This window comes from Cupriavidus alkaliphilus (genome assembly GCF_014191175.1).
In the GTDB taxonomy this organism is placed as follows: Bacteria; Pseudomonadota; Gammaproteobacteria; order Burkholderiales; family Burkholderiaceae; genus Cupriavidus; species Cupriavidus alkaliphilus.
Map to the genome: position 1 here is coordinate 768,319 of NZ_JACHWE010000001.1, position 22,608 is coordinate 790,926.

Annotated in this window: 21 protein-coding genes; 17 read left to right on the forward strand and 4 right to left on the reverse strand. The window is 69.3% G+C overall.

From position 1 onward, the window contains the following. Positions 1 to 92 precede the first annotated feature (92 nt). The 11 genes from truA to FHX60_RS03700 all read left to right on the forward strand — a co-directional run bounded on the left by truA (position 93) and on the right by FHX60_RS03700 (position 11,704). Positions 93 to 911 carry a tRNA pseudouridine(38-40) synthase TruA gene (truA, locus tag FHX60_RS03650; protein ID WP_092309725.1) on the forward strand — a complete coding sequence of 273 codons (819 nt, stop codon included), beginning with the start codon at positions 93 to 95 and terminating at the stop codon, positions 909 to 911. Continuing rightward, on the forward strand, positions 898 to 1,620 hold the full coding sequence (locus tag FHX60_RS03655; RefSeq protein ID WP_112773931.1) for a phosphoribosylanthranilate isomerase: 723 nt from the start codon (positions 898 to 900) through the stop codon (positions 1,618 to 1,620). The genes truA and FHX60_RS03655 overlap by 14 nt, the downstream gene beginning before the upstream one ends. 125 nt (positions 1,621 to 1,745) lie before the next feature. Further along, a complete protein-coding gene (gene trpB, locus FHX60_RS03660) occupies positions 1,746 to 2,939 on the forward strand; it encodes a tryptophan synthase subunit beta (protein ID WP_092309723.1) in 1,194 nt (397 codons plus the stop codon). Further along, positions 2,939 to 3,853: a DNA-methyltransferase gene (locus tag FHX60_RS03665; RefSeq protein ID WP_183282572.1), complete on the forward strand. Its 915-nt coding sequence runs from the start codon at positions 2,939 to 2,941 to the stop codon at positions 3,851 to 3,853. The genes trpB and FHX60_RS03665 overlap by 1 nt, the downstream gene beginning before the upstream one ends. 2 nt (positions 3,854 to 3,855) lie before the next feature. Next, on the forward strand, positions 3,856 to 4,653 hold the full coding sequence (gene trpA / locus FHX60_RS03670) for a tryptophan synthase subunit alpha (protein ID WP_112773933.1): 798 nt from the start codon (positions 3,856 to 3,858) through the stop codon (positions 4,651 to 4,653). 181 nt (positions 4,654 to 4,834) lie between these two features. After that, entirely contained in the window at positions 4,835 to 5,707 is an 873-nt protein-coding gene (accD, locus tag FHX60_RS03675) for an acetyl-CoA carboxylase, carboxyltransferase subunit beta (RefSeq protein WP_112773934.1), read from the forward strand. 147 nt (positions 5,708 to 5,854) lie between these two features. Further along, positions 5,855 to 7,165, forward strand: coding sequence for a bifunctional tetrahydrofolate synthase/dihydrofolate synthase (folC, locus tag FHX60_RS03680; RefSeq protein WP_112773935.1), 1,311 nt, complete (start codon positions 5,855 to 5,857; stop codon positions 7,163 to 7,165). Between the two features lie 107 nt (positions 7,166 to 7,272). Then, complete coding sequence (locus FHX60_RS03685; RefSeq protein ID WP_183282573.1) at positions 7,273 to 8,013, forward strand: SPOR domain-containing protein; 741 nt, start codon at positions 7,273 to 7,275, stop codon at positions 8,011 to 8,013. Positions 8,014 to 8,054: 41 nt separating this feature from the next. Continuing rightward, positions 8,055 to 8,552 (forward strand): CvpA family protein, encoded by a 498-nt coding sequence (locus FHX60_RS03690; protein ID WP_025585719.1) that lies wholly within the window; start codon positions 8,055 to 8,057, stop codon positions 8,550 to 8,552. 103 nt (positions 8,553 to 8,655) lie between these two features. Further along, entirely contained in the window at positions 8,656 to 10,185 is a 1,530-nt protein-coding gene (purF, locus tag FHX60_RS03695) for an amidophosphoribosyltransferase (protein ID WP_183282574.1), read from the forward strand. A 313-nt stretch (positions 10,186 to 10,498) separates the two neighbouring features. Continuing rightward, positions 10,499 to 11,704, forward strand: a complete 1,206-nt coding sequence (locus FHX60_RS03700) for an O-succinylhomoserine sulfhydrylase (RefSeq protein WP_183282575.1) — start codon at positions 10,499 to 10,501, stop codon at positions 11,702 to 11,704. A 4-nt stretch (positions 11,705 to 11,708) separates the two neighbouring features. Here the strand turns inward: FHX60_RS03700 and FHX60_RS03705 are convergent, their stop codons facing one another. The 4 genes from FHX60_RS03705 to rpsU form a co-directional block, all read right to left on the reverse strand. After that, positions 11,709 to 12,059: a hypothetical protein gene (locus FHX60_RS03705; protein WP_183282576.1), complete on the reverse strand. Its 351-nt coding sequence runs from the start codon at positions 12,057 to 12,059 to the stop codon at positions 11,709 to 11,711. A 43-nt stretch (positions 12,060 to 12,102) separates the two neighbouring features. Beyond that, on the reverse strand, positions 12,103 to 12,954 hold the full coding sequence (locus FHX60_RS03710; RefSeq protein WP_092309699.1) for a nodulation factor ABC transporter permease subunit NodJ: 852 nt from the start codon (positions 12,952 to 12,954) through the stop codon (positions 12,103 to 12,105). A 25-nt stretch (positions 12,955 to 12,979) separates the two neighbouring features. Beyond that, entirely contained in the window at positions 12,980 to 13,891 is a 912-nt protein-coding gene (gene nodI, locus FHX60_RS03715) for a nodulation factor ABC transporter ATP-binding protein NodI (RefSeq protein ID WP_092309696.1), read from the reverse strand. A 162-nt stretch (positions 13,892 to 14,053) separates the two neighbouring features. Further along, positions 14,054 to 14,266, reverse strand: coding sequence for a 30S ribosomal protein S21 (rpsU, locus tag FHX60_RS03720; protein WP_010814647.1), 213 nt, complete (start codon positions 14,264 to 14,266; stop codon positions 14,054 to 14,056). A gap of 451 nt (positions 14,267 to 14,717) precedes the next feature. On the opposite strand from rpsU, the gene FHX60_RS03725 reads away from it, so the two are divergent. The 6 genes from FHX60_RS03725 to FHX60_RS03750 all read left to right on the forward strand — a co-directional run bounded on the left by FHX60_RS03725 (position 14,718) and on the right by FHX60_RS03750 (position 22,589). Beyond that, entirely contained in the window at positions 14,718 to 14,867 is a 150-nt protein-coding gene (locus FHX60_RS03725) for a hypothetical protein (protein WP_181486959.1), read from the forward strand. Then, positions 14,867 to 14,956 (forward strand): potassium-transporting ATPase subunit F, encoded by a 90-nt coding sequence (locus FHX60_RS03730; RefSeq protein ID WP_062800936.1) that lies wholly within the window; start codon positions 14,867 to 14,869, stop codon positions 14,954 to 14,956. Before FHX60_RS03725 ends, FHX60_RS03730 begins: the two co-directional genes overlap by 1 nt. Further along, positions 14,956 to 16,773, forward strand: coding sequence for a potassium-transporting ATPase subunit KdpA (gene kdpA / locus FHX60_RS03735; protein WP_183282577.1), 1,818 nt, complete (start codon positions 14,956 to 14,958; stop codon positions 16,771 to 16,773). Before FHX60_RS03730 ends, kdpA begins: the two co-directional genes overlap by 1 nt. A gap of 136 nt (positions 16,774 to 16,909) precedes the next feature. After that, entirely contained in the window at positions 16,910 to 18,988 is a 2,079-nt protein-coding gene (gene kdpB, locus FHX60_RS03740; protein ID WP_260163556.1) for a potassium-transporting ATPase subunit KdpB, read from the forward strand. 28 nt (positions 18,989 to 19,016) lie between these two features. Continuing rightward, on the forward strand, positions 19,017 to 19,646 hold the full coding sequence (gene kdpC, locus FHX60_RS03745; RefSeq protein ID WP_183282578.1) for a potassium-transporting ATPase subunit KdpC: 630 nt from the start codon (positions 19,017 to 19,019) through the stop codon (positions 19,644 to 19,646). Between the two features lie 75 nt (positions 19,647 to 19,721). Next, on the forward strand, positions 19,722 to 22,589 hold the full coding sequence (locus FHX60_RS03750) for a DUF4118 domain-containing protein (RefSeq protein ID WP_183282579.1): 2,868 nt from the start codon (positions 19,722 to 19,724) through the stop codon (positions 22,587 to 22,589). Positions 22,590 to 22,608: the final 19 nt, after the last annotated feature.

Consider the following 22,608-nt stretch of genomic DNA (forward strand, 5'->3'; position numbering starts at 1 on the left):
CGGCCAGAAGCGATGCGCCGGAAGCGTCCCTTCCGGCGCATTTGCTTTTCCGGCGCGCATAGCCTGCGCACCGCCATGCTTTTTCCCCTGACATGAACCGCATCGCCCTTGGCCTGCACTACGACGGCGCCGCCTTTTCCGGGTGGCAGTCGCAGCCGCACCGCAATACCGTCCAGGACCACCTCGAAGACGCCATCGAGCGCTTTGCCGGCGTGCGCCTGCTGACCACGGTGGCGGGACGCACCGATACCGGCGTGCACGCGCTGGGCCAGGTGATCCACCTGGATACCGAACTGGAGCGCGAGCCCTTTTCCTGGGTGCGCGGCGTCAACGCCTTCCTGCCGCCGTCGATCGCGCTGCAGTGGGCGCTGCCGGTCGATGACGGCTTCCATGCCCGCTTCCTGGCGTACGAGCGCATGTATTACTACGCGCTCTACACCGGTCCGCACCGGGTGCCGCTGGTGCATGGCCGCGCCGGCTACCAGATGCTGCCGCCCGGGCAACGGCTCGACGTCGACGCCATGCGCGCAGCCGCGGCGCACCTGATCGGCGAACACGACTTTTCCGCGTTCCGCGCCGCCGAATGCCAGGCGAAATCCCCGGTCAAGACCATGTACGACGTCACCATCCGCGACGACGGCAACTGGGTGTTCCTGCGCTTCCGCGCCAGCGCCTTCCTGCACCACATGGTGCGCAACCTGATGGGCTGCCTGGTGGCGGTGGGGCGCGGGCGCTACCCGCCGCAGTGGCTGGCCCAGGTGCTGGCCGGGCGCGACCGCAAGCTGGCGGCGCCGACCTTCATGCCGGATGGCCTCTACCTGGTCGGGGTCAAGTATCCTGATGCTTACCCGATCCCCGCGGCCGACCCGTCCGCGAGTCTGTTCCATGGAGTGTTCGATGACGCAGCCTGAGGGCAGTGCGGCGCACCTGCCGCAGCGCACCCGCATCAAGATCTGCGGCCTGACCCGCGAGGACGACGTGCGCGCCGCCGTCGATGCCGGCGCCGACGCGATCGGGCTGGTGTTCTACCCGAACAGCCCGCGCTACGTCGACGTGGCGCGGGCCGCGGCGCTGGCCGAGGCCGCCGGGCCGTTCGTCACGGTGACGGGCCTGTTCGTCAACGCCGACCTCGAAGACATCGCACACGTCGCCGAGCGTGTGCCGCTGACGCTGCTGCAGTTGCACGGCGACGAGACCCCGCAGTTCTGCACCCAGGCCGCCCAGCGCTGCGCCTTGCCGTTCCTGCGCGCCGCCCGTGTCCGTGCGGGGCTCGATTTGGTAGAATTCGCCGACCAATACCGTGATGCCGCTGCCTTGCTGCTCGATGCCTTCGTCGAAGGCTATGGCGGTGGCGGCCACGTCTTCGACTGGACCCTGATTCCTCCGGCATGGCTTCCGCCCAATCCCCCGGTTATGGCAACCGGCAACCCGAACGCAAGCGGCGCTCCTCGCATCGTTTTGAGTGGTGGGTTGAACGCGCAAAACGTCGCTGGCGCGATTGAACGCGTGCGCCCCTACGCCGTCGATGTCAGCAGCGGGGTAGAGGCCGCCAAGGGCGTGAAGGACCACGCCCGCATTGCCGAGTTCGTGCGCGCTGTCCGCAGCGCCGAGGCCGGATGAGCCGGGGCGAAGACCGATCCCTTGCCCACCTCCGTGTCCCGCCGCTTCCAGGCGGCCGTCGCGCACCCAGTCAACCACGCGCCCTTGCCGGCTGAGGCAAGGCCGCTGTTCCGAAGAGCCTAGACATGTACGACCTGCCCGATTCCCGCGGCCATTTCGGCCCCTATGGCGGCACCTTCGTGTCCGAAACGCTGGTGCACGCGCTCGATGAGCTGCGCGACGCCTATGCGCATTACCAGAAGGATCCCGAGTTCGACGCCGAATTCCGCCGCGAGCTGAAGCACTTCGTCGGCCGCCCGTCGCCGATCTACCACGCGCAGCGCTGGAGCGAGACGCTCGGCGGCGCGCAGATCTACTTCAAGCGCGAGGACCTGAACCACACCGGCGCGCACAAGATCAACAACGTCATCGGCCAGGCGCTGCTGGCCAGGCGCATGGGCAAGCCGCGCGTGATCGCCGAGACCGGGGCAGGGCAGCACGGCGTGGCCACCGCCACCATCGCCGCCCGCTTCGGCATGGAGTGCGTGGTCTACATGGGTGCCGAGGACGTCAGGCGCCAGGCCGCCAACGTCTACCGCATGAAGCTGCTGGGCGCGACCGTGGTGCCGGTGGAAAGCGGCTCGCGCACCCTCAAGGACGCGCTCAACGAGGCCATGCGCGACTGGGTCACCAACGTCGAGAACACCTTCTACATCATCGGCACCGTGGCCGGCCCGCACCCGTACCCGATGATGGTGCGCGACTTCCAGTGCGTGATCGGCGAGGAAGCCAAGGTGCAGATGCCCGAAATGACCGGGCGCCAGCCGGATGCGGTGATCGCCTGCGTCGGCGGCGGCTCCAATGCCATGGGCATCTTCTATCCGTACATCGAGCACCAGGATGTGCAGCTGATCGGCGTCGAAGCCGCCGGCGACGGGCTCGACACCGGCCGCCACGCGGCCTCGCTGACCGGCGGCACGCCGGGCGTGCTGCACGGCAACCGCACCTACCTGCTGCAGGACGACAACGGCCAGATCATCGAGACCCATTCGGTGTCGGCCGGGCTGGACTATCCCGGCGTCGGCCCCGAGCATGCCTGGCTCAAGGACAGCGGCCGCGCGCAGTACGTGCCGGTCACCGACGAGGAAGCGCTCAAGGCCTTCCACGACTGCTGCCGCATCGAGGGCATCATCCCGGCGCTGGAATCGAGCCACGCCATCGCCTATGCCTGCAAGCTGGCGCCGACGCTGCCCAAGGACAAGCTCTTGCTGGTGAACCTGTCCGGCCGCGGCGACAAGGACATGCACACCGTGGCCGAGCGCGCGGGGCTCAAGCTCTGATGCGCGCGCTGCCTCCGATCGGACTTGCCGTGGGCGGCGCCGGCGCGCCGGATGCTGCCGGCGCCCCCGACTCCGCCCCGCTGCGCCTGTTCCAGGAAGACATGTTCGAAGGCATTGCGCGCCTTCCGGATGGGTCGGTCGACCTGATCGTCGCCGATCCGCCGTACGGGCTGGGCAAGGACTACGGCAACGATTCCGACCTGCTGTCGGGCCAGGCCTATCTGGACTGGTCCGAGCGCTGGATGGACGCGGTGGTGCCCAAGCTCGCGCCCAAGGGCACGCTCTACCTGTTCTGCACGTGGCAGTACTCGCCGGAACTGTTCGTGATGCTGAAGCGGCGCCTGACCATGATCAACGAGATCATCTGGGACCGCCGCGTGCCCAGCATGGGCGGCACCACGCGCAAGTTCTCGTCGGTGCACGACAACATCGGCTTCTTTGCCAAGGCGCGCGACTACTACTTCGATCTCGACCCGGTGCGCATCCCGTACGACCCCGAGACCAAGAAGGCGCGCAGCCGTCCACGCTTCGAGGGCAAGAAGTGGCTGGAGGTGGGCTACAACCCGAAGGACCTGTGGAGCGTCTCGCGCATCCACCGCCAGGATCCGGAGCGTGCCAACCACCCGACGCAGAAGCCGCTGGAGATCGTCGAGCGCATGGTGCTGTCGAGCTGCCCGCCGGGCGGCCTGGTGCTGGATCCGTTCGCCGGCAGCGGCACCACCGCGGTGGCCTGCCTGCGCCACGGCCGGCGCTTTGTCGGCTACGAGATCAACCCCGAGTACGTGCAGGTGGCGTGCGGGCGCGTGGCCGCTGCTGCAGAGGCCATGCCCGCGATCGAGCCCGATGCGACCCCAACCCTGGCCGCCGCCAACGACGATGTCTCGCCGGCGCCGCGGCCTCACCTGATTCCCTGAATATGTCCCGTATCCAGAAGACGTTCGCGGCGCTGGCCGCGCAGCAGAAGAAGGGCCTGATTCCGTTCATCACCGCCGGCGACCCCGAGCCCGGCCTGACCGTGGCGCTGATGCACGCGCTGGTGGCGGGCGGCGCCGATGTGATCGAGCTGGGCGTGCCGTTCTCCGACCCGATGGCCGACGGTCCGGTGATCCAGCGCGCCTCCGAGCGCGCGCTGGCCCAGGGCGTGTCGCTCACTCAGGTGCTGCAGTGGGTGCGCGAGTTCCGCCAGGCCAACGCCGACACGCCGGTGGTGCTGATGGGCTACGCCAACCCGATCGAGCGCATGGGCGAGGCGGCCTTCGCCAAGGCCGCCAGCGCCGCCGGTGTCGACGGCGTGCTGGTGGTGGACTATCCGCCCGAGGAGTGCGAGTCGTTCGCCGGGCTGATGCGCGACCACGGCATGGACCCGATCTTCCTGCTGGCGCCGACCTCGACCGATGCGCGCATCCAGGCAGTGGCGCGCGTCGCCAGCGGCTACCTGTACTACGTCTCGCTCAAGGGCGTGACCGGCTCGGCCGCGATCGACCTCGACAGCGTGGCGGCGCGCCTGCCGCTGATCAAGCAGCACGCCAACCTGCCGGTTGGGGTGGGCTTCGGCATCCGCGACGCGCAGACCGCGCGCGCGATCGGCAGCGTGGCCGATGCCGTGGTGATCGGCAGCCGGCTGGTGCAGTTGCTGGAAGACACCCCGCGCGAGCAGGCGGTGGCGACGCTGCAATCGTTCATCGCCGAAATTCGCCAGGCGCTGGATGCCTGAAGTGATTCATTGTCGGCCTGGGGTGGGGCGAGAGGTGCGTTATCGTGCGCAATTCGCGCGTTGCGCTTCGAGCTCCCCGGGCCGGCGTGGTAAATTCGCGGGTTGATTCCCTGCCTTCCGCCAACCGGCGCCCCGACCCATGGGTCTGCCGGCGGACCGCAGTCATCCGAAAGGAGCTTTCATGAGCTGGTTGGATAAACTCCTGCCCCCCAAGATTCAACAGACCGACCCCAGCACCCGCAAGGGCATCCCCGAGGGGTTGTGGGTCAAGTGCCCGTCGTGCGAGTCCACCCTGTACCGGACCGACGTCGAGGCCAACCTGCACGTCTGCCCCAAGTGCGACCACCATATGCGCATCAGCGCGCGCGCGCGCCTGGACGCGCTGCTGGACGCCGAAGGCCGCTATGAGATCGGCCAGGAGATCGTGCCGGTCGACGCGCTCAAGTTCAAGGATTCCAAGAAGTACCCGGACCGCATCAAGGCCGCCATGGAAGACACCGGCGAGACCGATGCCATGGTGGTGATAGGCGGTGCCATCCACACCATCCCGGTGGTGGCGAGCTGCTTCGAGTTCGAGTTCATGGGCGGCTCGATGGGCTCGGTGGTGGGCGAGCGCTTCGTGCGCGGCGCGCAGGCCGCGCTCGAGCAGAAGGTGCCGTTCATCTGCTTTACCGCCACCGGCGGCGCGCGCATGCAGGAAAGCCTGCTGTCGCTGCTGCAGATGGCCAAGACCACGGCGATGCTGAACCAGCTGAGCGCGGCCAGGCTGCCGTTCATCAGCGTGCTGACCGACCCGACCATGGGCGGCGTGTCGGCCTCGTTCGCCTTCCTGGGCGACGTGGTGATCGCCGAGCCCAAGGCGCTGATCGGCTTTGCCGGCCCGCGCGTGATCGAGCAGACCGTGCGCGAGAAGCTGCCGGAAGGCTTCCAGCGCTCGGAGTTCCTGCTGACCAAGGGCGCCATCGACATGATCGTCGACCGCCGCAAGATGCGCGCCGAACTGGCGCAACTGCTGGCGCTGCTGCAGAAGCAGCCCGCCGACGCGGTGGCATAACGCCGCCACGATCGCGATACCGAAGGCGCGGGTGGTTGACGCGCCTTTCGCCTTTTCTGGACGGGCGCGGCGCCGGCCCTTGACTTTGCGCCCGCCTGCCCGAATCTGGTAGCAAACGCTTCAAAACGCTTCCCTCGCACACCCGAAATGCCTGTCTTCCACACGCTCCCCGAATGGCTCTCCCATCTCGAAACCGCCCACCCAGTGGGCATCGACATGGGCCTGACGCGCATCACGCGCGTGAAGGAAGCCCTCGGGCTGCGCATCGACGCCGCCGTCTTCACCGTGGGCGGCACCAACGGCAAAGGCTCGACCTGCGCCATGCTCGAGCGCATCCTGCTGGAGGCCGGCTACAAGGTGGGCTGCCATACCTCGCCGCACCTGATCTCGTTCAACGAGCGCGCGCGCCTGAACGGCGAGATCGCCACCGATGCGCAGCTGCTGCCGCACTTCGAGGCGGTCGAGCATGCGCGCACCAGCTTTGCCGACCCGGTCAGCCTGACCTACTTCGAATTCACCACGCTGGCGATCCTGCATTTCTTTGCCGCGGCCGGCCTCGATGCGATCGTCCTGGAAGTGGGGCTGGGCGGCCGCCTCGATGCGACCAATGTGATCGATACCGACTGCGCCATCATTACCAGCGTCGACATCGACCATACCCAGTACCTGGGCAACACCCGCGAGGAAATCGGCTTCGAGAAGGCCGGCATCTTCCGCCCGGGCGTGCCCGCGATCTGCGGCGACCCGGTGCCGCCCAAGTCGCTGCTGGCACACGCCGAAGCGGTCGGCGCCGAGCTGTGGCTGGTGGGGCGCGACTACCATTTCCAGGCCGCCAAGGGCCAGGAGCGCCAGCAATGGGACTGGAGCGGAGGCGGGCGCAAGCTCAACGGCCTGGGCTATCCGGCGCTGCGCGGCGCCAACCAGCTGCTGAATGCATCGGCGGCGCTGGCGGCGCTGCAGGCGCTGCGCGAGCGCCTGCCGGTGAGCGCCCAGGAAGTGCGCAATGGCCTGGCCTTCGTCGAGCTGCCGGGCCGGTTCCAGGTGCTGCCGGGCCGTCCGGCCGTGATCCTCGACGTGGCGCACAATCCGCATGCGGCGGCGACGCTGGGGCAGAACCTCGAGAACATGGGCTTCTTCCGCTACACCTACGCGGTATTCGGCGCGATGCAGGACAAGGACATCGCCGGGGTACTGCAGCATGTGGCCGACAAGGTCGACCACTGGTGCCTGTGCGATCTGCCGACCGAACGCGCGGCCAGCGCCGCGGACTTGCTCGGCAAGCTCGAGGCAGGGGGCTTCCAGCCCGGCCCGGATGCGACCGCGGCCTGTTTTTCCAGTCCCGAGGCGGCATTCCGCGACGCCATCGAGCGTGCCACCGAGAATGATAGAATTCTGGTCTTCGGATCGTTCTATACCGTCGCCGGCGTGATGGCCTACCGTGCCACGCAGGCTAACTGAAGCGGGCGTCCCGGCGCGCGCTGTGCTGGCAACCCCGACGGCCTTGGCCGATCACTGAGCGGCAAACGCAACGAGCGGCCCACCGGGCCGTATCACCGAACCAATCTATGGGCCTGCTTTCGCTGTTTTCCTCCCGCAAGGGCAACGACCCGGCACCCGAGCGTGCCCGGCGCCAGCGCGCCGATACGGGTGCGGGCATCGCCTCGTCGCGCCGACTGGCCGACGAGTATGCCGACGACACGCTGGACCCTGAATTTCCGCAGAAGCAGCGCGCGCGCCGCCGGCTGATCGGCGCCGTGGTGCTGATGGTGGCCGCCGTGATCGTGCTGCCGATCGTGTTCGAAACCAAGCCGCGGCCGGTGTCCGACGACGTCTCGGTCAAGGTCGCCAACGGTGTCACCAGTTCGCACAAGCCGCGCGTCGAGCCGCGCAAGGCCGATCCGTTGCCGCCCGCGCCGGCCTTGCCGGCGTCGCGAAACGATGCCGCCGCGCTCGATGCCGGCGAGGAAATCGTCAATGCGCCGAAGCCCTCGGCGGCTGCCGCCGACAAGCCCGCGCAGCGCACCGAAGCCAAGCCCGAGCCGAAGCCCGAAACCAGGGCCGAAGCCAAGACCGGCAGCGGCAAGTACCTGATCCTGATCGGCGCGTTTTCTTCCGAAGAGCGCGCCAAGGGCTGGCTGGCCAAGCTCAAGGCGAGCAAGGTGCCGGCCTATGTCGAAAAGAAAGTGCTGGCCGATGGCGAGCGCATCCTGCTGCGTGCCGGTCCCTTCAACGACCGCGACGCCGCCGATGCCGCCGACAAGCGTGTGCGGGCGGTGGGGCTGACCTCGAAGGTCGTGGAACAGTAAGGGGCGCCGCGGCCGGCGCGCGTGCGCGGCCGCCAGCAACGATGCAGCCGACTTTCTTCGACTATGCCGTGGTCTTCATCCTGCTGGCCTCGGGCCTGCTGGGCGTGCTGCGCGGGCTGGTGCGCGAGGTGCTGTCGCTGATCGGCTGGGTGGTGGCGTTCTGGGTGGCGTTCCGCTACGGCGCGGTGGCCGCGGGCTGGATGCCCGAGTCGCTGCCGGGCGGCGAGCTGGCCCGCCATGCGCTGGGCTTCGTGGTGCTGCTGATCGGCACCGTGCTGGGGGCCTCGCTGGCCGGCATGGTGGTCGGGCAATTGCTCGAGAGCACCGGCCTCAAGCCCGCAGACCGCGGCCTGGGACTGGTGTTCGGGCTGCTGCGCGGCGTGCTGCTGGTGATGGTGATGGTGACGCTGGCCAGCCTGACGAAATTGCCGGAAGAACCGTTCTGGCGCGATGCGGTGAGCCGCCCCTATGTGATGCAGGCCATGGAGTCGATCAAGCCATGGCTGCCGCCGGAGCTGGCGAAGTACGTGAAGACATAAGGCCGGGCACGTTGCGCGGCTGGTAGTAACGCAGGCCTTCGGGCCCGGAGGTTCCCGGGCCGGGCTGCGCCCCCTGAATCAAAGCCTTTCCTGGGAGCTTGGCATGTGCGGTATCGTCGGTGTGGTTTCAGCCACGCCTGTCAACCAATTGATTTACGACAGCCTGCTGTTGTTGCAACACCGCGGACAGGATGCTGCCGGCATCGCCACCGCCAACGGCAGTACCTTCCACATGCACAAGGCCAACGGCCTGGTGCGCGATGTCTTCCGCACCCGCAACATGCGCGGCCTGCCGGGCACTGCGGGCATCGGCCAGGTGCGCTACCCGACCGCCGGCTCGGCCTCGAGCGAGGAAGAGGCGCAGCCGTTCTACGTCAACGCCCCCTACGGCATCATCCTGGCGCATAACGGCAACCTGACCAACTGGCAGCAGCTGCGCGAGGAAATGTTCCGCCGCGACCGCCGCCACATCAACACGCACTCGGACACCGAAGTGCTGCTGAACGTGCTGGCCGACGAGCTGCAGCGCGCCAGCAACGGCATGGCGCTCGATCCGGAAATGATCTTCAAGGCCGTGGCGGGCATGCACCGGCGCGTGCGCGGCTCGTACGCGATCGCGGCGCAGATCGCCGGCTACGGCATGCTGGCGGTGCGCGACCCGTTCGGCATCCGCCCGCTGTGCCTGGGCAGCGTCGAGACCCCGACCGGCAAGGAATGGATGGTGGCATCCGAGTCCGTGGCGCTGGAAGGCATCGGCTACAAGTTCGAGCGCGACGTGGCGGCGGGCGAGGCCATCTTCATCGACCTCGACGGCAAGCTCTACAGCAGGCAGTGCGCCGACAACCCGGTGCTGACGCCGTGCATCTTCGAGTACGTCTACCTGGCCCGCCCGGACTCGTGCATCGACGGCGTGCCGGTCTACGACGCGCGCCTGCGCATGGGCGACTACCTGGCCGAGAAGATCCGCCAGGAAGTGTCGGCCGGCGATATCGACGTGGTCATGCCGATCCCGGACAGCAGCCGGCCGGCCGCGATGCAGGTGGCCAACCGCCTGGGCGTCAATTACCGCGAAGGCTTCTTCAAGAACCGCTACGTCGGCCGCACCTTCATCATGCCGGGCCAGGCGGTGCGCAAGAAGTCGGTGCGCCAGAAGCTCAACGCCATGGGCGTGGAGTTCAAGGGCAAGAACGTGCTGATCGTCGACGACTCGATCGTGCGCGGCACCACCTCGTTCGAGATCGTGCAGATGGCGCGCGACGCCGGCGCCAACAAGGTGATCTTCGCCTCGGCCGCGCCGCCGGTTAAGTTCCCCAACGTGTACGGCATCGACATGCCGACCCGCAGCGAACTGGTGGCGCATGGCCGCTCCCACGAAGAGATCGCCAAGATCATCGGCGCGGACAAGCTGGTGTACCAGGACGTGGAAGCGATGAAGCAGGCGGTGCGCGATATCAACCCCGCGCTGAACGACTTCGATGCATCGTGCTTCGATGGCCGCTACGTTACCGGCGATATCGACGAGGCCTACCTGGAGCGCCTGGAAACGGCGCGCAGCCAGGCCGACCGCGACGGCACCGGCGGCGACACCGAGCGCTCGTCACTGCACCTGCAGCGCTCCGGCGGCAACGAGTAAGCCGCGCGCCGCGCGCCCGTGCGTTGACGGATGCGAAGCCCGGCCGTAACATGGCCGGGCGTCGATTTGATAGTCAGCTTGCGGACGCGGGTCCAGCCCGAAACAGCTAAAGAGATGGTGGTTGCAGTGTTTGCCAGTCCGCGCAGTGCCTGCGCAACTGGCCGCCCAACCGCCACAGCCTGCCGAAGGCCTCCGCAGAACAGCAAGCCCGTCGATCCGACCATTCGATCGCACGGGCTTTTTTCATGGCCGGCCGCCTTGCCGCGGCAGGCCACAACCATTGCATTCGCGCGGGTACGACCGCGCCACCAGCATGAACGAACCGCTCAACCCTGAATCGCTCGGCATCGATACCCTCGGCGTGCGCGCCGGCACGCTGCGCAGCGAGTTCATGGAGCACTCCGAGGCCATGTACCTGACCTCGAGCTTCTGCTTCAACAGCGCCGCAGAAGCCGCCGAGCGCTTTGCCAACTCGGAAGAGGGTTATACCTATTCGCGCTTCACCAACCCGACCGTGTCGATGTTCCAGTCGCGCCTGGCCGCGCTGGAAGGGGCGCAGGCCTGCATGGCGACCGCCTCGGGCATGAGCGCGATCCTGTCGGTGGTGCTGTCGTCGATGCAGGCCGGCGACCACCTGGTCAGCTCGCGCGCGATCTTCGGCTCGACCATGACGCTGTTCAGCAATATCTTCGGCAAGTTCGGCGTCGAGACCACCTTCGTCGACCCGACCGACCTGGAAGCGTGGCGCGCGGCAGTCCGCCCGAACACCAAACTGTTCTTCCTGGAAACGCCGTCGAACCCGCTGACCGAGGTGGCTGACATCGCGGCGGTGGCGGACATCGCCCACGATGCCAACGCGCTGCTGGTGGTCGACAATTGTTTCTGCTCGCCCGCGCTGCAGCAGCCGATGAAGTTCGGCGCCGACATCGTGGTGCACTCGGCCACCAAGCATATCGACGGCCAGGGCCGCGTGCTGGGCGGCGCGGTGCTGGGCTCGCACGACTTCATCATGGGCAAGGTGTTCCCGTTCGTGCGCACCGCCGGGCCGACGCTGTCGGCGTTCAATGCGTGGGTGCTGCTCAAGGGCATGGAGACGCTGGCGATCCGCATGGAGCGCCATTCGGCCAGCGCGCTGGCGCTGGCGCAGTTCCTGGAATCGCATCCGGCGGTGGCGCGCGTGTTCCACCCGGCGCTGGCGTCGCACCCGCAGCACCAGATCGCCATGCGCCAGCAGAGCGGCGGCGGCGCGATCGTGTCGTTCGAGCTCAAGGGCGCGACGCCCGAGCAGCAGCGCGCCAATGCCTGGCGCGTGATCGACAACACGCGGCTGTGCTCGATCACCGGCAACCTGGGCGACACCCGCACCACCATCACGCACCCGTACACCACCACGCATGCACGCGTCAGCCCCGAGGCCAAGGCGGCCGCGGGCGTCGGCGAAGGGCTGATCCGCCTGGCGGTGGGGCTGGAGTCGGTCGAAGACCTGAAGGCCGACCTGCTGCGCGGCCTGGGCGACTGAGGCGCTACTCTGTCGCCGCGACCACCGGGGCCGGTTCTTGCAGGGTCGGCCCTTGCGGTGCCGGCGCTTGCGGCGCAGGCTCATCGCTGCCGGCCATCGCCTTCACGCCGGCGGCGGTGACGTCGTAGGTGGCGCCGACCGCGGTCGAGGCCACGCTGACCGCGGCCGAGCCTACCGTGGCCACCGTCGACACCGCGGCGCTGCCGACCGCCACGGTGGCACCGACCACCATGCAGCCGGACAGCGTCGCGACGGCACAGGCGGGCGCCAGCATCAGCGCGACGCGCGGCAGGGTGGCGGAGGTTTCGCTATCGTTGCGCAGGTTGCGACGCAAGCGGGGAAATAAAGACGGCATGTAACTCTTTCTTGGTAGTGGTTGAGCCTGGCATGGGGCGGAGTCAGCGCAGCAGGCGGCGGCGCAGCAGCACCAGGCACACCACCAGCGCGGCCACGGCATAGACGGCCAGCACCGCCAGGTGCAGGCCCGCGTCATCGACCGGGCGGCCCAGCATCAGCGGCCGGATCAGCGCCACGGCGTGCGCCAGCGGCAGCGCCTCGGTGGCGGCCTGCACGCCTTCGGGCAGCTGTTCCAGCGGGAAGAACACGCCCGACAGCAGCAGCATCGGCGTCATCACCAGGGTCTGGTAGAACATGAAGAAGTCGTAGCTGGGCGCCAGCGCGGTGACGATCATCGCCAGCGCGGCGAAGGCAATCCCGGCCAGCACGATCACCGGCAGCGCCAGCAGCGCGCCCGGCATCTGCGCATAGCCGAGCGCCCCCGCCACCAGCATGATGGCCAGCCCCGACAGCACCGCCTTGCTGGCGGCCCACGCGATTTCGCCCAGCACCACGTCGCCCAGCGTCAGCGGGGCATGCATGATCGCTTCCCAGGTGCGCTGCACGTGCATGCGCGAGAATGCCGAATACATCGACTCGAAGCTGGCCGACATCATGACGCTGGACGCGGTGGTGCCGGCCGCCAGGAAGGCGATATACGACACGCCGTCGACCTGGCCCACCATCAGCCCCAGCCCAAGGCCGAGGCCGAACAGGTAGATCATCGGGTCGGCCAGGTTGCCGATCATCGACGGAATCGCCAGCTTCTTCCACACCATGTAGTTGCGGTACCAGACCATCATCCAGTTGCGCAGGTTGCGCGGCAGCAGCGGCTGCGGATAGGTCTGCCGCACCGCGGTGCCGGCGGCAGCGGAGGCGTCGGCGGCGTCCGCGCGGGGGTCCTGTTCGCTCATGTCGTCCCTTGGTTCAGTCCCGCATTCAATCCCGCATCTCGCGGCCGGTCAGCTTGAGGAACACGTCCTCGAGGTTGGCGGGGCGGTGCAGGTAGCGCACGCCGCTCCTGCCGTGCAGCGCCGCCAGCAGCGGGGCGGGCTCGCGCACGTAGCAGAACAGCGTCTCGCCGCTCATTTCGGTGCGCTGCGCCAGCGGCGTCAGCGTACCGCGCAGCGTGTCCAGTTCATCGCCATAGACCTCGACCACGTCGCAGCCGATCTGGCTGTCGATCAGCTCGTGCGGCTTGCCTTCGGCGATCTTGCGGCCGCCGTCGATCACGCACAGGTAGTTGCACAGCCGTTCGGCTTCTTCCATGAAGTGCGTGGTCAGCAGGATGGTCTTGCCGCTGGCCATCAGCGATTTCAGCCGCTCCCAGATCAGGTGGCGCGCCTGGGGGTCGAGGCCGGTGGTGGGTTCGTCCATCACCAGCAGGTCCGGGTCGTTGATCAGCGCGCGCGCCACGGTTAGGCGCCGGCGCATGCCGCCGGAGAGATCGCGCACCTGCGCGTCGGCGCGGTTTTCCAGTCGCGCGAATTCCAGCAGCCGCGGCACGCGCCGCTCGATCTCGGCCGATGACAGCCCGAAATAGCGCCCGAAGATGCGCAGGTTCTCGATCACCGAGAAGTCCGGGTCGAGATTGTCGAATTGCGGCACCACGCCCACGCGCATGCGCGCCTGCGGCGCGCGTTCGGGGATGGGCTCGCCGCACAGCGTCAGCGTGCCCGCCATGGGCGTGGTCAGGCCCAGCAGCAGCCGCAGCGTGGTGGTCTTGCCGGCGCCGTTGGGGCCCAGCAGGCCGAAGCACTGGCCGCGGAAAACCTGGAGGTCGAGGTCGTCGACCACGACAGTGTCGCCGTATTGCTTGCGCACCTTGCGCAACTCGAGGATGGCAGTCAAGGCAGGGTCCGGTGTGGCGCCGCAACGGCGCAATATCCGCCATTATGCCGGTCATCCGCGCCGGCCTCAGTTGGCGCATTGCAGCAGGCGCGGGTATAAAAAAACCGCCAGCGAACTGGCGGTTTTTCTTGCCTGGAGACCAGGCAGCGAAGCGTACCGGAATCAGTACATCTTCTTCGGCAGCATCTGCATGCGCAGACGCTTGCGCAGGCGTGCTTCGGCGGCCTTCTTCTTGCGCTTGCGCTCGGTCGTCGGCTTCTCGTAAGCGGTGCGGCTCTTGAGTTCAACGATCAGGCCAGTCTGCAGAATGGCACGACGGAAACGCCGCATTGCAACTTCAACGGGCTCACCGGGTTTCAAGACGATCTTAGTCAATTCAGTCCTTTAGGGGATTGCCGCCGGGGCGGCTGGTTCAAACGGGGGGAAACTGCGGTCGCCGGAGCGACTGGTATTGCACGCCGGGCGATGCCCTGGTGCGCCCCCGCGAACCTGAAAGATGTGGACGTTTCAGTCCGTGCAACCAGTGTCAGGGGTGATAGCGCCAGGTCCGAACATAACTGGAGCCTGACAGTACCGGTTTCCATGAATGCTATACGCCCGTAACTATGGCACGTATACGACGGGGCTGTCAAGAATGCAGTGCAATGTACGCGCGGCGGCCGGGCCTGAAAGTTATCGCCAGGCCACTTCATGCGCGCCGCGGCGTCCACGCCGGACCGCAGGCTGTCTTTATACCGTTTTTATGGCCGCGGCGGACCTTTCTACCCCGTTTTTATCCCCGCATCCCTAATCTGGGTGACGTCTGCCACTCACGATTCTGCTCGCCATGGATGCGATGTTCCTGCTCGTTCTGATTGCCTTCGGCGCCGCCAGCGTCGCCCTGATAGCGCTGTGCGCGTGGCTGTGCGGCCCGGTGCGGCCGGTATCTGCCGCGGACCGGCCGCAGCCCGACGCCACCACCGGCGGAGAGCGCTGATGGACTGGACCGAACTGCTGGCCGGCGCGCTTGCCGTGGCCATCTTCCTCTACCTGCTGATTGCCTTGTGCCGTCCGGAGAAGTTCTGATGCCGACCGATTTCCCGGGCCTGCTGGCCCTGTACCTGGCCATCCTGCTGGCCCTGGCCCCATTGCTGGGCCGCTACCTGCGCCGCGCGGTCGAAGACGACGGCTATCGCCTGACCGGCTGGGGCCGGTCGCTCGAGCGCGCGCTGTACCGGCTCGCCGGCGTGCGGCCCGGCGCGCAGATGGGCTGGCGGCGCTACGCGCTGGCCGTGCTCGCCTTCAACCTGCTCGGCGCGGTGGCGGTCTATGCGCTGCAGCGCCTGCAGGGCTGGCTGCCGCTGAACCCGCAGGGCTTCGGCGCGGTGGCGCCGGACTCGGCCTTCAACACCGCCGTCAGCTTTGTCGCCAATACCAACTGGCAGGGGTATGGCGGCGAATCGACCATGAGCTACCTGACGCAGATGCTGGCGCTGACGGTGCAGAACTTTGTCTCCGCGGCCACGGGAATCGCGGTGGTGTTCGCACTGATCCGCGGGTTTGCGCGCCAGCGCGCGGGGGGCATCGGCAACTTCTGGGTCGACCTGACCCGCATCACGCTGTACGTGCTGGTGCCGCTGGCATCGGCAATTGCGCTGATGCTGGCGAGCCAGGGAGTGATCCAGAACTTCAGCGGCTACCGCGACGCAGCGCTGCTGCGTCCGGTGGCCTACAGCCAGCCGGTGACGGACGCCGCCGGCAATCCGGTCGCCGATGCCCAGGGCCAGGCGCTGACGCGTCCGGCCACGGCGCACACGCAGACCCTGCCGCTGGGGCCGGTGGCCTCGCAGGAGGCGATCAAGATGCTGGGCACCAACGGCGGCGGCTTCTTCAACGCCAACTCGGCGCATCCGTACGAGAACCCGACCGCGCTGTCCAACCTGATCGAGATGCTGGCGATCTTCCTGATCCCCGCCGCGCTCTGCTTCACCTTCGGCGAAATGGTGCGGGACCGCCGCCAGGGCGTGGCGGTGCTGGCGGCGATGACGCTGCTGTTCGTGGCCATGGCCAGCCTGGCCGCGCTGGCCGAGCAGCGTACCGGACCGGTGCTGTCCGCGCTGCCGCTGGACCACGCCGGCTCCGCGCTGCAGGCGGGCGGCAATATGGAAGGCAAGGAAACGCGCTTCGGCGTGGCCGCCTCCGCGCTGTTCGCGGCGATCACCACGGCGGCGTCGTGCGGCGCGGTCAATGCCATGCACGATTCCTTCACCGCGCTGGGCGGCATGGTGCCGATGCTGCTGATGCAGCTGGGCGAGGTGGTGTTCGGCGGGGTCGGCTCCGGCCTGTACGGCATGCTGGTCTACGCGGTGCTGGCGGTGTTCATCGCCGGCCTGATGATCGGCCGCACGCCGGAATACCTCGGCAAGAAGATCGAAGCCTTCGAGATGAAGATGACCGTGATCGTGATCCTCGTCACGCCGCTGCTGGTGCTGCTGGGCACGGCGGTGGCGGTGATGGCGGGCGCGGGCCGCGCGGGCGTGCTCAACCCGGGCACGCACGGTTTTTCCGAGATCCTCTACGCGTTGTCGTCGGCGGCCAACAACAACGGCAGCGCGTTCGCGGGGCTGTCCGCCAACACCCCGTTCTACAACACGCTGCTGGCCGCGGCGATGTGGTTCGGCCGCTTCTGGATCGTGATCCCGGTGCTGGCGCTGGCGGGCTCGCTGGCGGCCAAGCCGAAGCTGCCGGCCACCGGCGGCACCATGCCCACGCACGGCGCGCTCTTCGTGGTGCTGCTGGCCGGCTCCGTGCTGATGGTGGGCGCGCTGACCTATGTCCCGGCGCTGGCGCTGGGCCCCGTTGCCGAACACCTGCAGGGCGTGCTGGCCGGCGCCGCGCGCTGAACGCCTGTCCTGACGAATCGCCAATCGCGAACCTGTCTCCATGATGCAACCCGATACCCTGACCACGCGGCCCCAGGCCGCCCCGGAGCGCGCCGAGGACGGCGCCGCCCACGATCCCGCGCGCGCGCCGCGCCGCATGCTGTCGCCCGAACTGGTGCGCCCGGCGCTGCTCGCGGCGCTGCGCAAGCTGTCGCCGCGCGAGCAGCTGCGCAACCCGGTGATGTTCGTGGTCTACGCCGGCGCCATCCTGACCACGCTGCTGGCCGTGCGCGCGATGGTGTCGCCGCTGCCGCATGCCACCGAAAGCGCCGGCTTTATCGTCGCGGTCGCGATCTGGCTGTGGGTCACCGTGCTGTTTGCCAACTTTGCCGAGGCCCTGGCCGAAGGACGCAGCCGCCAGCAGGCCGCGTCGTTGCGCGGGCTGAAAAGCACCGCGAGCGCGCGCGTGCTGACCGAGGGCCGCCGCGACGGCGCCGTGCAGGTGCGCCCGGCCACCACGCTGCGCCGCGGCGACGTGGTGCTGGCCGAGGCCGGCGACATGATCCCCGGCGACGGCGAGGTCATCGAAGGCGTGGCCTCGGTCGACGAAAGCGCCATCACGGGCGAGTCGGCACCGGTGATCCGCGAATCCGGCGGCGATTTCTCGTCCGTTACCGGCGGCACGCGCGTGCTGTCCGACTGGATCGTGGTGCGCATCACCACCAATCCCGGCGAGAGCTTTATCGACCGGATGATCTCGATGGTCGAAGGCGCGCGGCGCCAGAAGACGCCCAACGAGCTGGCGCTGACCATCCTGCTGGTCGGGCTGTCGATGGTGCTGCTGCTGGCCACGGCCACGCTGCTGCCGTTTTCCGCCTACAGCGTGCTGGCGACGGGGGCGGGGCTGCCGGTCACCGTGACCGTGCTGGTGGCGCTGCTGGTGTGCCTGATCCCGACCACCATCGGCGGGCTGCTGTCGGCGATCGGCGTGGCCGGCATGAGCCGCATGATGGCGGCCAACGTGATCGCCACCTCGGGCCGCGCGGTGGAAGCGGCCGGCGACGTCGACGTGCTGCTGCTCGACAAGACCGGCACGATCACGCTCGGCAACCGCCAGGCCGCGCGGCTGCTGCCGGCGCCGGGCGTGGGCGAACGCCAGCTGGCGGCCGCCGCGTGGCTGTCGTCGCTGGCCGATGAAACCCCCGAGGGCCGCAGCATCGTGGCGCTGGCGCGCCAGCAGGCCGGCGCCGAGGCGCCCGGCATGGGTGCGGCGCGGCCGGTGTTCGTGCCGTTCACCGCGCAGACGCGCATGAGCGGCGTCGACCTCGGCGAGGGCGCGTCGCGGCGCAGCGTGCGCAAGGGCGCGGCCGACGCCGTGCGCCGCTACGTGGCCGAGCATGCGGGCAAGTTCCCGGATGCGGTCACGCACGCGGTCGAGGACGTGGCCCGGGCCGGCAGCACGCCGCTGGTGGTGGCCGAGCGGGCCGGGGCCGAGGTGCGCGTGCTGGGCGTGGTGGAGCTGAAGGACACGGTCAAGCGCGGCATCCGCGAGCGCTTCGGCGAACTGCGCCGCATGGGCATCCGCACCGTGATGATCACCGGCGACAACCGGCTGACCGCCGCCGCGATCGCCGCCGAGGCGGGCGTCGACGACTTCCTGGCAGAGGCCACGCCCGAAGCCAAGCTGGCGCTGATCCGCCAGTACCAGGCAGAAGGGCGCCTGGTGGCGATGACCGGCGACGGCACCAACGACGCCCCGGCGCTGGCGCAGGCCGACGTCGCGGTCGCCATGAACAGCGGCACGCAGGCCGCGCGCGAGGCCGGCAACATGGTCGACCTCGACAGCAACCCGACCAAGCTGATTGAGATCGTCGGCATCGGCAAGCAGATGCTGATGACCCGCGGCGCGCTTACCACCTTCAGCGTGGCCAACGACCTGGCCAAGTATTTCGCGATCATTCCCGCGGCCTTTGCCACCACCTATCCGCAACTCGGCCTGCTCAACGTGATGGGCCTGGCCACGCCGGCCTCGGCGATCCTGTCGGCGGTGATCTTCAACGCGCTGATCATCGTGGTGCTGATCCCGCTGGCGCTGCGCGGCGTGCGCTACCGCGCGCTCGGCGCCGCCGCGCTGCTGCGCCGCAACCTGCTGGTGTACGGGCTGGGCGGCATCGCGGTGCCGTTTGCCGGCATCAAGCTGATCGACCTGGGTCTGGCCGCCATGGGCTGGGCCTGACCGACCCCAAACAATGTTCGGAGCAACCATGTCCAATCCAATCACTGCCGACACCGCGCACGCCGCGCAACCCGACGGGCAGGGCGGCCTGATGCGCCCGGCGCTGGTCATCCTGCTGGCGCTGTCGCTGCTGACGGGCCTGCTGTACCCCGCGGCGATCACGATGATTGCCGGCGCGGCCTTTCCGCACCAGGCGGCCGGCTCGCTGATCGTGCGCGACGGCAAGGTGCTGGGATCCGAGCTGATCGGCCAGCCGTTCTCCGCGCCCGGCGACTTCTGGGGCCGGCTCTCGGCGACCGCGCCCATGCCTTATAACGGCGGAGCTTCCGGCGGCTCCAACCTGGGGCCCTCGAACCCGGCGCTGGCCGACGCGGCACGCGCGCGCCTCGACGCGCTGCGCGCGGCCGATCCCGGCAACACCGCGCCGGTGCCGGTGGACCTGGTGACCGCATCCGGCAGCGGCCTGGATCCGCATATCAGCGTGGCCGCGGCCGAGTACCAGGCGGCGCGCGTGGCGCGCGCGCGGGGCTTGCCGCTGGCGCAGGTGCGCGCGCTGATCGCCGCGCATACCGACAAGCCGCTGCTGCCGGTGCTGGGCGAGGCCGGCGTCAACGTGCTGCAGCTGAACCTGGCACTGGATGCGCTGCCGGCGCGCTGAGGCGGCGGGCCGTGTGCCGGCCTGCATGGCACAATCTGGCTGCGCTCGCGCTGCCGCAACGTGAGCGCGCCCACCATGCCCGTGCGCCCAGCCGACGACCTCCGCCCCGATCCCGACCACCTGCTGCAACGCATGCAGGCCGACGGCGAACGCGCCGCGCGCGGACGCCTGCGCATCTACTTCGGCGCCTCGGCCGGCGTCGGCAAGACCTTTGCCATGCTGGCGGCGGCGCGCGCATTGCGCGAACAGGGTGGCGATGTCGTGGTGGGCGTGGTGGAAAGCCATGGCCGCGCCGAGACCGAGGCGCTGGCCGAAGGCCTCGAGCAGTTGCCGCGGCGCGCGCTCGAGCACCGCGGCCGCGCGCTGCAGGAATTCGATCTCGACGCGGCGCTGGCGCGCCGGCCGGCGCTGGTGCTGGTGGACGAGCTGGCCCACAGCAACGCGCCCGGCAGCCGCCATCCCAAGCGCTGGCAGGACATCGCCGAGCTGCGCTCGGCCGGCATCGACGTCTGGACCACCGTCAACGTCCAGCACCTCGACAGCCTGAACCAGGCGGTGGCCGGCATCACCGGCATCCGCGTGCGCGAGACCGTGCCCGACGCGGTCTTCGACGAGGCCGACGAAGTGGTGCTGGTCGACCTGCCCGCCGACGAACTGCTGCGCCGGCTGCGCGAAGGCCGCGTGTACGTGCCCGAACAGGCCCGCCACGCGGTGCAGCACTTCTTCCGCAAGGGCAACCTGATCGCGCTGCGCGAGCTGGCGCTGCGCCGCACCGCCGACCGCGTCGACGACGATGTGCGCGCCTACCGCCGGCAGGCGTCGATCGAGCCGGTGTGGCGCACGCGCGAAGCGGTGCTGGCCTGCATCGGCCTGGGCAGCGATGCCGCGCAGGTGGTGCGCAGCGCGCGCCGGCTGGCCGCGCAGCTCGATTGCGACTGCCATGTGGTGACGGTGTCGGTGCCGCGGCTGGCGCCGGTGCCGGACCCGCTGCGCGCGCAGCTCGACGAGGCCATGCGCCTGGCCGAGTCGCTGGGCGCGCGCACCGAGACCCTGGCCGGCAGCGACATGGTGGCGGCGGTGGCCGGCTATGTGCGGCGGCACAACCTGACCAAGGTCCTGGTCGGCCGCACGCCGGCGCGCTGGCGTGACCGCGGCGGTGCGCTGCCGGGCCGCCTGCACGCGTGGCTGGCGCAGTGGCTGGCGCCGTGGCTGGGCGCGCGCGCCTGGCTGTTCGGGCGCAGCAGCTTTGCCGATGCGCTGGCGGCCGCGTGTCCGGAGGTCGACGTGATCCGCGTCGCGGCCGACGGGGTCCGGCATGACGCGCCCGATACCGCCCGCAGCGCGCATGGCATCGCTGCGCAGGTTGAGGAGGCCGGTCCGGCGCAGTGGCCCGGCCTGCTGTGGGCGGTGGCCTGGTGCGCCGGCGCCACCGCGCTGTCGGTGCTGGCGCGGCCATGGTTCGACCTGGTCAATATCGCCATGCTGTTCCTGCTGGCGGTGGCAGGGGTGGCGCTGCGCCACGGACGCACCGCCGGAGCTTTCGCCGCGCTGGTGGCGGTGGGCGCGTTCGACTTCTTCTTCGTTCCGCCGCAGCTGTCGTTCGCGGTCAGCGACGTGCAATACCTGGTGACCTTCCTGGTGATGCTGGCGGTTGGGCTGGTGATCGGTCAGCTCACCGCCGGGCTGCGCGAGCAGGCGCGCGTGTCGGTCCAGCGCGAGACCGATGCGCGCACGCTGTACGAGCTGGCGCGCGAACTGTCGGCGGCGCTGACCGATGCGCAGATCGTCGCCATCGGCGGCCGCTTCCTGCGGGCGGCGTTCGACGCGCGCGCGGCGTTCTTCCTGGCCGGCCCGCAAGGGCGACTGCTGCCTGCCGCAAACGATGCCGCAAACGATGCCGAAAGCGACGCGCAAGCCGGCGTCGCCGCGCAGAGCGATGCCATCGACCATGTGCTGGCGCAATGGGTGTTCGACCACGGCCAGCCGGCCGGCACCGGCACCGACACGCTGCCGGCGGGCACGGTGCTGTACCTGCCGTTGAAAGCGCCGATGCAGGTGCGCGGCGTGCTCGCGGTCGAGCCGCGCGCCTGGCGTGCCTTGGCGCAGCCCGCGCTGCGGCGGCAGGCCGATGTCTTCGCCACGCTGATCGCGATCGCGCTGGAGCGGCTGCATTACGTCGAGGTCGCGCAGCAGGCCTTGCTGACGATGGAGTCCGAGCGCCTGCGCAGCTCGCTGCTGGCGGCGGTGTCGCACGACCTGCGCACGCCGCTGACCAGCCTGATCGGCATGGCCGAGACCCTGCAGCGCGGCACCCCGCCGCTGGCACCGGAGGTGGCCGAAACGGTCGGTGTCATGCGCGACCAGGCGCGGCGCATGCACGCGATGGTGGCCAACCTGCTCGACATGGCGCGGCTGCAGAGCCGCAACGTGGCGCTGCGCAAGACCTGGCAGTCGTTCGAGGAACTCGCCGGCGCGGCGCTGGCATCGCTGCGCGACGCGCTGGCGCGGCACCGCGTGGTGGTGGCCGACCTGTCGGCGCTGCCGCTGGTGGCGTGCGACGGCGTGCTGATCGAGCGCGTGCTGTGCAACCTGCTCGAGAATGCGGCCAAGTACACCGCGCCGGGCACCGAGATCCGGCTGCGCGGCGAGGTGACCGAAACCGCCGTGCACCTGATCGTCGAGGACGACGGCCCCGGCGTGCCGGGCGCGATGGCGCGCCAGGTGTTCGAGAAATTCACGCGCGGCGAGCGCGAATCCGCCACCAGCGGCGTCGGCCTGGGGCTGGCCGTGTGCGAGGCGATCGTGCAGGCGCACGGCGGCAGCATCCGGGTCGAGCCGGTGCATCCGGCGCAGGCCGGGGCTGCGGGCGCGCGCTTCGTGGTCACGCTGCCGCGCGGCACCCCGCCCGTGCTGGAGCCCGAAGCGGCCGGCGTGCCGGCCTGAACCCGCCAAACTTGCAAGG

Excerpts from the sequence above, each read along its gene's own strand:
- FHX60_RS03655 (WP_112773931.1), top strand. The coding sequence starts at position 898 with ATGACGCAGCCTGAGGGCAGTGCGGCGCACCTGCCGCAGCGCACCCGC.
- FHX60_RS03685 (WP_183282573.1), top strand. The coding sequence starts at position 7,273 with ATGGGCCTGCTTTCGCTGTTTTCCTCCCGCAAGGGCAACGACCCGGCA.
- kdpA (WP_183282577.1), top strand. The coding sequence starts at position 14,956 with ATGCCGACCGATTTCCCGGGCCTGCTGGCCCTGTACCTGGCCATCCTG.
- FHX60_RS03730 (WP_062800936.1), top strand. The coding sequence starts at position 14,867 with ATGGACTGGACCGAACTGCTGGCCGGCGCGCTTGCCGTGGCCATCTTC.
- folC (WP_112773935.1), top strand. The coding sequence starts at position 5,855 with ATGCCTGTCTTCCACACGCTCCCCGAATGGCTCTCCCATCTCGAAACC.
- FHX60_RS03710 (WP_092309699.1), bottom strand. The coding sequence starts at position 12,954 with ATGAGCGAACAGGACCCCCGCGCGGACGCCGCCGACGCCTCCGCTGCC.
- trpB (WP_092309723.1), top strand. The coding sequence starts at position 1,746 with ATGTACGACCTGCCCGATTCCCGCGGCCATTTCGGCCCCTATGGCGGC.
- FHX60_RS03705 (WP_183282576.1), bottom strand. The coding sequence starts at position 12,059 with ATGCCGTCTTTATTTCCCCGCTTGCGTCGCAACCTGCGCAACGATAGC.
- trpA (WP_112773933.1), top strand. The coding sequence starts at position 3,856 with ATGTCCCGTATCCAGAAGACGTTCGCGGCGCTGGCCGCGCAGCAGAAG.
- truA (WP_092309725.1), top strand. The coding sequence starts at position 93 with ATGAACCGCATCGCCCTTGGCCTGCACTACGACGGCGCCGCCTTTTCC.
- FHX60_RS03690 (WP_025585719.1), top strand. The coding sequence starts at position 8,055 with ATGCAGCCGACTTTCTTCGACTATGCCGTGGTCTTCATCCTGCTGGCC.
- FHX60_RS03665 (WP_183282572.1), top strand. The coding sequence starts at position 2,939 with ATGCGCGCGCTGCCTCCGATCGGACTTGCCGTGGGCGGCGCCGGCGCG.
- FHX60_RS03725 (WP_181486959.1), top strand. The coding sequence starts at position 14,718 with ATGGATGCGATGTTCCTGCTCGTTCTGATTGCCTTCGGCGCCGCCAGC.
- FHX60_RS03750 (WP_183282579.1), top strand. The coding sequence starts at position 19,722 with ATGCCCGTGCGCCCAGCCGACGACCTCCGCCCCGATCCCGACCACCTG.
- kdpB (WP_260163556.1), top strand. The coding sequence starts at position 16,910 with ATGCTGTCGCCCGAACTGGTGCGCCCGGCGCTGCTCGCGGCGCTGCGC.
- purF (WP_183282574.1), top strand. The coding sequence starts at position 8,656 with ATGTGCGGTATCGTCGGTGTGGTTTCAGCCACGCCTGTCAACCAATTG.
- kdpC (WP_183282578.1), top strand. The coding sequence starts at position 19,017 with ATGTCCAATCCAATCACTGCCGACACCGCGCACGCCGCGCAACCCGAC.
- accD (WP_112773934.1), top strand. The coding sequence starts at position 4,835 with ATGAGCTGGTTGGATAAACTCCTGCCCCCCAAGATTCAACAGACCGAC.
- FHX60_RS03700 (WP_183282575.1), top strand. The coding sequence starts at position 10,499 with ATGAACGAACCGCTCAACCCTGAATCGCTCGGCATCGATACCCTCGGC.